The 12,555-nt window shown below is 31.8% G+C and carries 9 protein-coding genes and 1 pseudogene; 4 read left to right on the plus strand and 6 right to left on the minus strand.

What is annotated here, in order from left to right:
- On the plus strand, positions 1-238 hold a 238-nt coding region (locus N5D03_RS08860), incomplete at its 5' end, for a nucleotidyl transferase AbiEii/AbiGii toxin family protein (protein WP_280051410.1).
- A gap of 35 nt (positions 239-273) precedes the next feature.
- On the opposite strand, the pseudogene N5D03_RS08865 reads toward N5D03_RS08860, so the two are convergent.
- Both N5D03_RS08865 and N5D03_RS08870 read right to left on the minus strand, forming a co-directional pair.
- Positions 274-1,630 (minus strand): annotated as a pseudogene (locus N5D03_RS08865) (IS3 family transposase).
- Between the two features lie 73 nt (positions 1,631-1,703).
- Entirely contained in the window at positions 1,704-2,072 is a 369-nt protein-coding gene (locus N5D03_RS08870; RefSeq protein ID WP_260391996.1) for an SDR family NAD(P)-dependent oxidoreductase, read from the minus strand.
- A gap of 282 nt (positions 2,073-2,354) precedes the next feature.
- On the opposite strand from N5D03_RS08870, the gene N5D03_RS08875 reads away from it, so the two are divergent.
- A complete protein-coding gene (locus tag N5D03_RS08875; protein ID WP_280051412.1) occupies positions 2,355-3,170 on the plus strand; it encodes an HAD family hydrolase in 816 nt (271 codons plus the stop codon).
- Between the two features lie 79 nt (positions 3,171-3,249).
- Positions 3,250-4,155: a polysaccharide deacetylase family protein gene (locus N5D03_RS08880; RefSeq protein ID WP_280049636.1), complete on the plus strand. Its 906-nt coding sequence runs from the start codon at positions 3,250-3,252 to the stop codon at positions 4,153-4,155.
- 51 nt (positions 4,156-4,206) lie between these two features.
- On the opposite strand, the gene N5D03_RS08885 is transcribed toward N5D03_RS08880, so the two are convergent.
- The 4 genes from N5D03_RS08885 to porU form a co-directional block, all read right to left on the minus strand.
- On the minus strand, positions 4,207-4,608 hold the full coding sequence (locus tag N5D03_RS08885; RefSeq protein ID WP_115000762.1) for an OsmC family protein: 402 nt from the start codon (positions 4,606-4,608) through the stop codon (positions 4,207-4,209).
- Positions 4,601-5,521 (minus strand): pirin family protein, encoded by a 921-nt coding sequence (locus N5D03_RS08890; protein WP_115000764.1) that lies wholly within the window; start codon positions 5,519-5,521, stop codon positions 4,601-4,603. The genes N5D03_RS08885 and N5D03_RS08890 overlap by 8 nt, the downstream gene beginning before the upstream one ends.
- A 126-nt stretch (positions 5,522-5,647) precedes the next feature.
- Positions 5,648-6,823, minus strand: a complete 1,176-nt coding sequence (gene porV, locus N5D03_RS08895; protein WP_280051413.1) for a type IX secretion system outer membrane channel protein PorV — start codon at positions 6,821-6,823, stop codon at positions 5,648-5,650.
- 37 nt (positions 6,824-6,860) lie between these two features.
- Positions 6,861-10,709, minus strand: a complete 3,849-nt coding sequence (gene porU, locus N5D03_RS08900; protein WP_280051414.1) for a type IX secretion system sortase PorU — start codon at positions 10,707-10,709, stop codon at positions 6,861-6,863.
- 164 nt (positions 10,710-10,873) lie between these two features.
- Here porU and gldJ point away from each other — a divergent pair, with 164 nt between their 5' ends.
- Positions 10,874-12,502, plus strand: coding sequence for a gliding motility lipoprotein GldJ (gene gldJ, locus N5D03_RS08905; protein WP_280051438.1), 1,629 nt, complete (start codon positions 10,874-10,876; stop codon positions 12,500-12,502).
- The last annotated feature ends 53 nt before the right edge of the window (positions 12,503-12,555 follow it).

Consider the following 12,555-nt stretch of genomic DNA (forward strand, 5'->3'; position numbering starts at 1 on the left):
TAAAGATTTACCTTTTACTGAACCTGATTTTAATGTCCAAGTAGTAATTCCAACACGTACATTTATAGAAAAGGTTTTATTACTTCATGAAGAATTTTCTAAACCAATTGATAAAATCAGAACAGATAGATTAACTCGTCATTTTTATGATTTAGATAAAATGATGCAAGCAGGTTTTGGTAAAAAAGCGATAGCTGATGACAATTTATTTCACACTGTACGTTTTCAAAACAAATGAGACACTTTAAACTAAAAATTAAGAGAGCGTTTTATTTATAAATTTAGAATTTTTTGTTGAAAATACAATTGCCTTCTTTTTGCAATTGTTTTTTGTTTAATAATTGCTCTTTGTTCCAAGATTTTATCACCTCTTCCAAAATACACATCAGCAGGTGTCAAATTATCTAAAGCCTCGTGATATCGGCGATTATTATAATTTTCGACAAAATTTTCGAGTGCGAAAATGAGTTCTTCAGGATGATAATAATGATCCAATTTTACCACATTTTTCATTGTTCTATGATAACGTTCAATTTTTCCTTGCGTTTGAGATGAAGCGGTTTTCCTCGAACATGTTTCATTTTTTGAGTATTTTTCAAATAATCTTTTAATTCATTCGAAACATAACAAGGCCCATTGTCTGACAATAATTTTGGTTTCTGTTTGGTTTTAATTTGAGCCTTTTCAATTGCCTTTTTGATGGTTCTTTTTACATCTTCAGCCTTCATCGAGCTGCACAACTCCCAATGAATAATATAGCGGCTGTAATCGTCCAAAATCGTGCTCAAATAGTACCAACCCCAACCAATAATCTTGAAATATGTAAAATCTGTTTGCCACATTTCATGTACAAAATTGGTTTTGTCCTTGAATTCATTTGCTGCTGAAATTAAGATATGATTGGGTGCAGAAATCAAATCTCGTTGTTTTAATATCCGATAAACGCTCGATTCTGAAATAAAAATTCCTAATTCATCTGTCATTTTAAAGGCTAATTCCCTTGCCGATAATTCTGGATAATCTAACGCTAATTCTACAATCAAATCTTTCTGAGATTCGGGAATACTGTTCCATTTTCGATGAATAGATGGACGTTTTGATTCTAAACCTTCAAATCCATTTTCAAGATAATTAGAATACCATTTGTAAAATGTACTTCTGGAAATACCAAACTCATCCAAAGTCCGTTTAACACCGATTTCTGAACGTGTAACAACTTCAATAATCTCGTATTTTTCACTTGCTGATAATCGCATATATTTCTTGAATTTATTGATTAATCCAATGAGTCCAAGGTTTTTTTTACGATATCATAGCGAACAACTAAATCGGCTACAATCTCCTTTAAACGCATGTTTTCTTTACGTAAATCAGAAACATCATCGCTCGTTGCTTCACGTGTTATATCACCTGAAAGTCGCTTTTTACCAGCTTCCAAAAACTCTTTATTCCATTTATAAAATTGAGATTGTGAAATAGAATATTTTCGACATAGTTCAGCAATAGAAGTCTCTGCTCGTAAAGCTTCCATTACGATTAATATCTTTTGTTCAGCTGTAAAAATTCTTCGTGTATTATTACGGATATCTTTTACAAATTTTTCTGGAGTTTTCTTTTTAAAATTTGCCATAATTAAAGTTAATGTTTTAATGAAAACACTAACTTAATTTTTAGGTCTTAACTGTCCACTTTTTGCTGAAGATTTACACCATAGACGACATATTGATAATACTTCCGTAGCCAGAAGATTTCATATGTGGAGCTACTAACTGACATAAACGCCACATACTAAAAAAATTCATCTGAAAAAATCGTTCAAACTCATTAACAGAAATTTCATATGGACTTTCTCTTCCATCTCCACCACCACCTACATTATTTACTAAAATATTAATTTGTCCATAAGCTTCTAGCGTCTTTTCAACCAAATTTACTAATGCCTCATCTTTTGTCACATTACATTCTAATGCAATTGCCTTTCCTCCTTTTAATGTAATTTCTTCCACAACTTTATTTGCAGGTTCTATCATACAATCCGACACCACTACATTAGCTCCATATGCCGCAAGCATTTCACAACAAGCTTTTCCTATACCATTACCATCTCCTGTTACAATAGCAGTTTTTCCTGCTAATCAAATAATTTTGATGTATCCATATGATTCCTTTTTTTGAATTAAATACTAATAAATAGTAGAAATTGACAATACTTAAAGTTAGTGTTTTTAGTGTTAAAAGATTCTTATTTTTTTATAAAATTCTAAGCACGTGAACAACGCAGAAGAATAAACCAAAAATTTATAACTAACTTTAAGGTCTCAATTATGAGACCTTTTTTATTTAAGAAAAAATCAATGCAAAATATAAAATTAATCGTGACAGATATGGACGGAACTTTGTTGCGTTCTGATCATTCATTAAGTCCAGAATTCAATAAAATTTACGAAGAATTAAAAGAAAACAACATCACATTTGTACCTGCAAGTGGTCGTCAATACTATAGTATCATTTCATATTTTGAAAATATAAAAGATGAATTGGCAATTATTGCTGAAAACGGAACTTATGTTACCTATAAAGGTGAGGAAGTTTTTGTTGACGAATTGGATTGGTCTGTTGTAAAAGAAATCGTAGAAGAAGTGCGTAAAATAGAAGGTGCAAATATTGTTTTGGCTGGTAAAAATGCCGCTTATGTGGAATCGAAAGATGAAACTTTTTTAGAATATTTTAAAAATTATTATGACAAAAATATTTGGGTTGATGATTTAACTAAAATCGAAAATGAACAATTCATTAAAATTGCAGTAAATCATGCTGATGGAACAGAATTTAATGTATTTCCAAAATTAGTTGATTTTGAAAAATATGGATTAAAAGTTGTGGTTTCTGGAGAAGTATGGTTAGATGTTATGAATAAAAAATCGAACAAAGGAGTTGCATTACAAGCTTTGATGAATAAATTGGATATTTCTTCTGAAGAAATCATTGTTTTTGGCGATTTTATGAATGATTTGGAGATGTTACACTTGGCAAAATATAGTTTTGCAATGGAAAATGCGCATCAAAATGTAAAAGAAGTGGCAAATTTTAAAGCGCCTTCTAATGATGAAGATGGTGTAATTCAAGTTATTAAGCAATATTTACAACAATTAAAAACCGTAAACACTTAATAATCTGATAAATAACATCAATCATTTAACATTTCAAATCAGATTAAATTATTAATTTCGCACAAAACCTAAACAATCAATGTTCACTATCAACAAACATCTAAAAAGCTTTCTTGCAATTGGAACTTTACTTTTTGTTTTTTCTTGTAAAAACGAAAATAATCCTATTCAAAATCAAACAACAACTTCTTCTGAGCCAAAAGAAATTTTGCAGAATGATGTTGATTCTATTTATACAGTAAAAATTGACTCATCTACTTTGCAATTAGATACTATTGCAAAAGAAGAAAAGCAAAATCCTATTGATTCGACAAAACAATATGTCTACCTAACTTTTGATGATGGTCCATATAAAGGAAGCAAAAATATCAATAAAATATTAACCGAAGAAAATGTAAAAGGAACGGTTTTCTTAGTTGGTTTTAATGCTTTTACAAAAGATTTGAAACAACATGTAGAAGATTATAAAGCTAATCCAAATGTAGAAATTGCTAACCATACTTTTTCGCATGCTCGCAACAAATACAAAGCTTTTTACAATGTACCAGAAAATGTTTACGAAGATATTCGCAAAAATGAGGTGGTATTAGATATACATTCTCGTTGGGTGCGTTTGCCTGCGCGTAACACATGGCGTTTGAACAAACGTAAAAAAGACGATCCAGTAAAAAATGCAATTCCAGCAGCTGATTTATTGGCTAAAAATCAATATTATATTTACGGTTGGGATTATGAATGGGAAAGAAGTGGAAAAAAATCTGCAAATCATCAACTTTCTTCGCCTGAAAAAATATACGAAGGAATTGTACATCGTTTGGATCAAAATAAAACATTCGAAAAAAATCATTTGGTAATTTTAATGCACGATGATATGTTTAATGAAGATTATAATGCAGAAAAATTAAGACAATTAATTGTTTTATTGAAACGTAATCCGAAAATTGTAATCGAAGGAATTTCGGGATATCCAACCAGGATTAGCTAAATAAAATATTAAGATAAAAAAAATCCACTTCATCTGAAGTGGATTTTTTTATTAAATAAACTCTATCGTTGTTTCTATTTCGTGACCTTTTTCTAACACTTTGTGCACAGGACAAGAATTTGCAACTTTCAGTAATCTTGTTTGTTGTTTCTCATCGAAATCGCCTTCTATGATAACATGACGTTGAAAAGTGATTGGCTCAGTTGTAATCATATCAAAATTGACATCTACCTCAACTTTTTTGTAAGTAAATTCTTTGTGATTCATATACATTTGCAAAGTAATCGAAGTACAAGAAGCCAATGCAGCTCCCAATAATTCGCTTGGTTTTGCAGCTGTATCCAAACCTCCTTTGTCTAAAGGTTCATCTACATTAAATTCGTGTTTTCCTGCTTTAATATTCGAAATATAATTTTTATCCGTCGAAGTTGACGTTACATTAATATCACTCATTATCAATTTGTTTTTCGTTTTCTTTTACTTTAGTTTTTTGTTGCGCTTGCGGAATCGGAACATAATCGTCATCACCTGGAACTTTAGGAAAACGATGATTAATCCAATCTTCCTTCGCCGTTTCAATCGTTTCTCTTGAAGAACTTACAAAATTCCAAAAGATAAAATGTTCTTCTGGTAATTCTTCCCCTCCAAAAATATAAACGGTAGAACCAGCCGCAATTTCAAACTCACACAAAGTAGCTTCTTTCGCTACTAATAATTGTTTTGTTCCATACGTTTCTCCTCCATCTTTGATAGAACCTTCTAAGACATACAAAGCAGATTCTCCATACAAATCTTTTCCCAATGAAACTTTGAAATCATTTTTAGCTTTAATTTCAATAAAATATAAAGGAGAATAAACAGGTACGCCAGAAGTATGTTCACCAAACTTACCTGCAATCAATTTATAATCTGCATTTTCGTCTGACCAATTTGGTAATTTATCTGCTTCAACGTGAACAAAACTTGGTTCCATATTTTCTAATTCTTTTGGCAAAGCCACCCAAATTTGTAATCCATGCAATGTTTTTTCAGTTGTACGTAAATATTCAGGAGTTCTCTCAGAATGCACAACACCTTTACCTGCAGTCATCCAATTCACAGCTCCAGGCTGAATTTCTAATTCAGTTCCCAAACTATCGCGATGCATAATCGCTCCTTCAAATAAATAAGTCAAAGTTGATAAGCCAATATGTGGGTGCGGTCCAACATCAAGATTTTGATAATCTTTCATTTTTGTTGGTCCCATATGATCGATAAATACAAATGGTCCGACATGTCTTTTTTGACGAAATGGTAATAACCTACCTACCAAAAAATTTCCTATATCAGCAGCTTTTTCTTCTAAAATTAATCCAACGTTAGACATAATAAGTTTAGTTTTTTAATTGATTTAGAATTAGTTTTAACTATTAATTTCAAACTTGATTTAAGTTAATAAATAAAAAAAGGCTAACCAAAAGGTTAGCCAATTATAACTTAATCTTAACAATTTCTAGTAATCGTAGCTATTTTGTGTTTCTCCTCCAAAGTTCCACGCAATACCAAAACGTAATGTATTTTCTAAGGCATTGTTCGTTTCTGACATTGGAATTAAGTAAGAAGCATTAAATGCAAAAGCATTGTATTTAAGCCCTAAACCTAATGTTAAATGCTGACGATCCCCTTTCATTGGGCTTTCATGGAAATAACCTGCACGAATAAATAAAGCATCATTGTAAGAATACTCTGCACCAACTGAATACGTAATTTCTTTTAATTCTTCGCTTCCTCCTCCTGGTGCATCACCAAAAGAACTAAAGATACCGTCCATCACACCTTTATTTGGGATGTAACTATTTGTTATATTCCCTTCTTCATCATATTCATATTGAGGTGTTGGTACTAATAATTTAGAAAACTCTGTTGTGATACCTACTTTATTGTAATCATCAAATTTGAAATCATATCCAACACCTAAACGTAATGTTGTTGGTAAATATGATGCATTATCTTCTGAGTTTGAATAATCTAATTTTGGACCAATATTAGAGATTTGGAAACCTCCACGTAATTTTCCTTCAAAATTGTTGGTATCCATTGTTTCTGATTGATAATAACCTGCTAAATCAACTGCAAATGTATTTGCTGGCTGAACTGTACCATCGCTTACTCCATTGAATAAATCTGAACGAATGAAACGACCAGTTACCGCCATCGAGTAGTTATCCGTTAAACGTAAACCATATGATAAATCGATAGAGAATTCATTTGGTTTTGCTTTTCCCATCGAAACAATATCAGTTCCTTGTAATTGGTTAAGTTCTATTTCTCCCATATTGAAATAATAGATACTTGCTCCTAATGTACTACGCTCATCTTGTCCTAAGAAAGTGTAATAAGTTGCATTTAATAAGAAAACATCATTCACCAAAGATCCCATATAAGGCGTATACGAAAAAGCTACACCAGAATAATCAGGTGCAAAAGCATATTTTGCCGCATTCCAAAATTGAGAATAATTATCCGCAGAAGTTGCAACTCCCTGATCTCCCAAACCACCAGCACGTGCATCTGGAGAAATTCTTAAAAATGGAGCTCCTGTCATTATCGGATTATTAACTTCATCTTTATTTTGAGCAAAAGTAAATCCTGATGCTAAAATCAATAAACTTGCTGTAATTTTTTTCATTCGTTATATTATTGATTATATTTTTTCTTTTTGTTTATTATTTTAATATGACAAGTTTTTCAACTGCGGTGGCTGATCCTTTACAAACCGTATCATCAACACCTTTCACATTGACCTTGTAAATATAAACACCTTTTCCTATTTTATCGCCAAAATCATCCAAACCATCCCATTCTATCGCATATTTACCTGTTCGATATCCTTCTCTAAAAGGTTCTGCTGAAACAGTTTTACGAATCGTTTTGACTAATTTTCCTGAAATTGTAAATATCTGAACCATTACATCTAACTCAGAATCACAATTATGTTCAAAATGGAAAAACGTATTCTTTGTAAATGGATTTGGCCAGTTTAACAATTTATCAATATGTAATTGTCCTGTTCCATTTTCCATTACTACAAAGTCTAACGTTACAGTATTCGAATTATTGTTGATATCCCAAAATTTTAAATTCACAGTATGTTGACCAAGTTCAAGATTTTTCAATTGATACATTACTTGTCCTTTCTGATAATCTTCAAAATTCTTATTGATACATGGGTTTGCATCACCTCCATCATAATATTCATTCAACACATAAGCATCTTGCACTTTTCCATCAAGTGTTGCTACAATATCGTGTCCAATACTTGATCCTGTTGCATTAATACCCGAATTATCAGTTAAACAACCAACCAAATAAGGCGAACGATCTGTAATTCCTCCATTCGCAAAATGAAGGTTATTCATATATAATTTTCCTTGCGGACGTTCATCATCATTTAATCCATCAGGATTTATACCCTTAAAATCCACCTCTGTCACAGTTGAAGCATCTTTCCCTTTTGTATCATCCCAAGCATAAAACTTAAGCTTACGTTTACCTTCTTCATAATTAATATCTTTTGGGATATAAAAATTAATCTCGAATATTCCACCTTCTTTAACAACACCAGTACCTTTATACATTGTTTTATTTTCTGTTTCGAAAGTTTTTCCTGAGTGATTAGATTCAGATAATATCGTTTTTGTTTCAGGTTTTTCGTATAGACTAACTGCTATTTTTCCTATAAATTCTGTATCACCAACAATATTTCCTTTTATCGTTACAAAATCCAATGCTTTCATTACGTTCCCTTCAGTTATTGGTCCATTTCTATTTATGATACTTTTTATATAAATATCTTGTTGCGGACGATGAATTGACAACATTGGATCTCCAAGAATACTCACACTTTTGTTATTTGTATGTCCTGCAGAATGTTTAATTTTCGCTTGATTAAGTGCTTTTCCAATTGTTTGATTTTCTTCTAATATATCTTTCTTAAAAAATTCTTCAATCAAAAAATTATTCATCGAATCTCCATAGCCTGTTCCAATCGGACGATTAGTCGTAATCATAGATAACGCTCCACCATTTGCATTTTTCAACATAGCTTCTCCAGCAGAATTATATTGCGGTAAATCCCAAATTGTAAAATCACACGTCACAGTTGTAACAATAGGTAAACGTGAATAGGCTGCATTAAAATTAGATAAATTTGTTAATTCTTCTGCTGTTATAATTCGTTCTTGCGCCCAACTACGAGGACCACCATGACCATAATACATCAAGAAGTTTGAACCTAATTCGATTCCATTCAGAATTGCTTGATTTACGGTTGGGTATCGAACTCCAGCAGAAGTACTTTCGGGTTGATGAGCTCCTGAATATATTTTATTAATCGTATAAATTTGATTCTCAGGCTTAGAAAATTCTGTATCAATTTTGGCATTTAAACCTGGAGTATTTACATTATTGTCATTATCCGTAACTGCAACAATTTTTGTTCGCCAATCGCCATACGAAGTTCCTTTTCCTTGAACTTTACCATAATACGAAATTATTTTATCAACCAAAATCTTTGCCTCAGCAGAGTTAGAAGCAGAAATTCGTCCTACAGCTATTTCAAACCAATTGGCATCGTAACTATAAATTCCGTCTACGCTATTCGATAACATTTTTACATTATCATTTAACATTGCAAAATAATCATCCGTTGCAATCGCACCATCAATATCAAGAGAAGGTTCGTCTGTAAAAGTTGGAAGATAATTTGTAAAATCCTTTACTCTATTTTTTGGATCATAGGTTGTTGCTCCAAACAAAACACCATATTCTAAATTTGGACTTGATCTATCTTTTAAGAATTTAAAGAAATCACGAATCGCAATAGGATCTTGACTTCCAGAAGAAAAATCGTTGTAAACTTGTTCCGTTGTTACAACTGCAACATTTATCTTATCATGTTCTTTTCTAAAATTCGCCAAGCGAGTAGCTTGATCCAAATATTTTGGATGCGTGACAATTATATAATTAATATCGGTTAAACTACGAATATCTTGATTTGCTACTTTCCCTACATATTTTGCATCTGTAAAAGCATTTTCATCCTTGAATGCGACAAACTGATTCAGATGATTTGTGCTAAACTTATACAAATTACTTTGCGGAACAATTGAAGAAATTAAATGAATATCAGAAACATTCCAAACAGAAACATTTGCAGCATTATTCAATGAAAAAGCATTCACACTTCCATCATTAATATCTTCTAAAAACTGAAAAGTAAATTGCTCATTATTATAGGTTAAACCATCTTTGAAACGTAATTGTAAATAATCTAAATATGCTAAACCAGAAGGATTGGTTCCGTTAGAAGAAACCGCAATATCGATAGAATTTGAACCTAATGAAACTGTTTTATCTTGAATATTTCTATCAAATAAAGAGTTTCCTAAAGAATGAGTAAAAGTTTGTCCATTTAAATTAACGCTATATGATGTATTGTTTGCATTTTTTCCAACCACCGCATAACGCAAATATGCTTCTCCACCATTTACAGCATTCGCTTTGAACGTTTTCTTGAAACCATCTTTCAAGCCAATATTTTCTCCAACCCAAATTTGCCCAAGACCATTTAAGTTAATCGAATCTTTTTCATGAAATTGTAAATTATCAAAAGTAGAAAAAGTTTTTATAGGACTTGCTGTAAGCGCCTGTTCTCCTACTCTTTTGCCATCTTCTCCATTAAAACTGATAAAATAATAAGCAAAATCATCATATAAATTATAGCGAACTTTTGCATCTTTCAACGTTGTCGTATTATTTCTGTACCACTGATGCGGACCTTTCGCATAAAACAACGCGTAATCATTGTTATCAAAACTTCCATCCTCGCCTCCTACAAATTTTATTGGAATTTCATTCAGCGCTCCTTTTCGTCCTTCCGTCAAATTTTCCATCAAACGCCCTTCTCCATTACCATAGATTTTTAACGATTTTGGATTAAAATTAGTTGGAATTCCATTTTTGGTAAAGAAACTTTTATCTAATTTAAAAACTCCATCTTTAGAAACTTTTATTTTGTACCAATCTCCCGTTTTCAAAACACTTGTAGTCGAATTATCAATTAATTTTCGAGAAGATGCTTTTCGAGATTGTATTGATTTCGGAACAATTGAGAAAGATTCTATTTTTAAAATCTTATTATTTTGTTTGACAAATGGTACAACTTTAACAATCAGTTTTTGCTGACCATTTTTATCAATAATATTATATGAAGAAAAATTAATTTTATCTGTAATCGAAGAGGTATTCAAATCAGCCAATTCATTCTGTACTTCTCTAAATTGAACATTTGACAATTCAACTTCTTGATTTGTAGAATTTAACTCAACGACAAATTCTGGAAGAAAATATCCTCCAACAAAATAATTATCTTTATTCGAAAAAAACGGCACATTTACCTTATTTCCATTCGTTAAAGAAATTGTTTGATTATTCTCCCAATTTATTTTGTAATTTTGACTAAACAATTGAGGAAATTGAAGCAAAGTTGCTACTAAAATAAAATATTTCTTCATGTCTGAATAACGCTATTTTGACAAATATATTTTCAATCGTAAAATAAAAAAATAATTCTTACGTTTGATACAAGAAATAAAGCATTTTTTCGTTGTAAGATTAATGTCAAATGCTTTTATTTGCATTAAATTTAATTTTCGAAAACCAGAAATATTCTATGAAAATGAATAAAGGACGTATTTTTTCTCTTGCCCTTGCAGCTGTAACTATGAGTGTATTCATGGGTTGTGCAAGCAGTTCAGGAAAGAAAAAAGGAGGTGGAACAAAAAATTTCACAAGTCGTACAGGATGGAAACCAAACGATAGTAAAGGTTGGTTTTTTTCAGGTAAAAAGAAAGAAAACATCAAAGCATGGCCTGGAATGGTTTTCATCGAAGGTGGATCTTTTACGATGGGAATTACGAAAGATGACGTATTACACGATTGGAATAATTCTCCTGTTCGTATGCAAGTAAAATCTTTCTTCATTGGTGAAACTGAGGTTACAAACTACGAATACAAAGAATACTTAACTTGGTTGAAAGTTGTTTTCCCACCAGAAGACACACAATACAAGGATATTTATAATGGAGCATTACCAGATGAAACGGTTTTTAACAATCAATTATCTCGTGATGATTTCTCTACAGAAAATTATTTATTTTCACCAGAATTCAGCTATTATCCAGTAGTTGGTATTTCTTGGTTACAAGCTGTTAACTATTGTGATTGGTTAACAGACCGCGCAAACGAAAAAGCCTTGATGAACAAAGGAATCTTATCAAAAGATTACTATGCTAATGAAGAATATAATTACGGAAATAAGACATTTAGTGCTGAGCAATATAAGTTAGGCGATACAAATGTAAACGAAGCGATTGACTCGACGAAAATTATGAGAGCGAATCAAATCAAAACACAAAATACCCGTATCTTAAAAGCGAATCGCGCTACTAGTTCTTTAGAAGTGCAACCTTTCCGTTTACCTACAGAAGCTGAGTGGGAATACGCAGCATTAGCTTTACCTGGAAATCGTGAATACAACGAATACAAAGGAAAAGATGTTGCTCAAAACAACTTAAGAGTTACAAAAGGTGCTCAAAGAGGACAATATTTAGACAACTTCAAACAAGGACGTGGAGATTACTCTGGAATTGGTGGATTTGGTAACGATGGTTCTGCAATTACAAGTGATGTTCGTAAATATCCTTCAAATGATTTTGGTCTTTACGGAATGTTAGGAAATGTTGCTGAATGGGTTTCTGATGTTTATCGTCCAATTATTGATGAAGAAGCAAACGATTTCAACTACTACCGTGGAAATATTTTAAAAACAAAAATTGACAACGGAGCAGGTGGTTTTGAAAAATATGACGAAACAAATGTTGAATATGATACATTAGACAACGGACGTTTAGTTTACAAAGGATTACCTGGTGCTTACAAAAAGCAAACAGTATATGATTTAACAAATTATCGTGATGGTGACCCTAATTCTTCTTTATCACCACGTACTGAGGAAGGTAAATCTGCTGATCAAGCGACAAAAGATATGTACAACGCTCCTCAACGTAAATTTAGAGTAGATGAAAAAGGTCGTGTAATTTTAGAAAAAGATTCTTCTAAACGTACTTCTGACATCTCTGATGAAACACGTGTTGTAAAAGGTGGTTCCTGGAAAGACCCTATTTACTGGATAGATCCAGGACAAAGACGCTACTTACACCAAGCAAGTGCAACAAACTGGATTGGTTTCCGTGTAGCACAAGAATACTCTGGTAGTTTCGAATCAAAACGTAAGCGTAGAGGATAATAATCCTTTTCAAAATATTTTAAATCTCGGTGATTAATTTCATCGAGATTTTT

It is taken from the genome of Empedobacter sp. GD03861 (genome assembly GCF_029840885.1).
Lineage (GTDB): Bacteria > Bacteroidota > Bacteroidia > Flavobacteriales > Weeksellaceae > Empedobacter > Empedobacter falsenii_B.

What these genes read in the sequence shown, in the direction of transcription:
- N5D03_RS08870 (WP_260391996.1), bottom strand. Translation starts at nt 2,072, where the DNA reads ATGCTTGCGGCATATGGAGCTAATGTAGTGGTGTCGGATTGTATGATA.
- N5D03_RS08875 (WP_280051412.1), top strand. Translation starts at nt 2,355, where the DNA reads ATGCAAAATATAAAATTAATCGTGACAGATATGGACGGAACTTTGTTG.
- N5D03_RS08880 (WP_280049636.1), top strand. Translation starts at nt 3,250, where the DNA reads ATGTTCACTATCAACAAACATCTAAAAAGCTTTCTTGCAATTGGAACT.
- N5D03_RS08885 (WP_115000762.1), bottom strand. Translation starts at nt 4,608, where the DNA reads ATGAGTGATATTAATGTAACGTCAACTTCGACGGATAAAAATTATATT.
- N5D03_RS08890 (WP_115000764.1), bottom strand. Translation starts at nt 5,521, where the DNA reads ATGTCTAACGTTGGATTAATTTTAGAAGAAAAAGCTGCTGATATAGGA.
- porV (WP_280051413.1), bottom strand. Translation starts at nt 6,823, where the DNA reads ATGAAAAAAATTACAGCAAGTTTATTGATTTTAGCATCAGGATTTACT.
- porU (WP_280051414.1), bottom strand. Translation starts at nt 10,709, where the DNA reads ATGAAGAAATATTTTATTTTAGTAGCAACTTTGCTTCAATTTCCTCAA.
- gldJ (WP_280051438.1), top strand. Translation starts at nt 10,874, where the DNA reads ATGAATAAAGGACGTATTTTTTCTCTTGCCCTTGCAGCTGTAACTATG.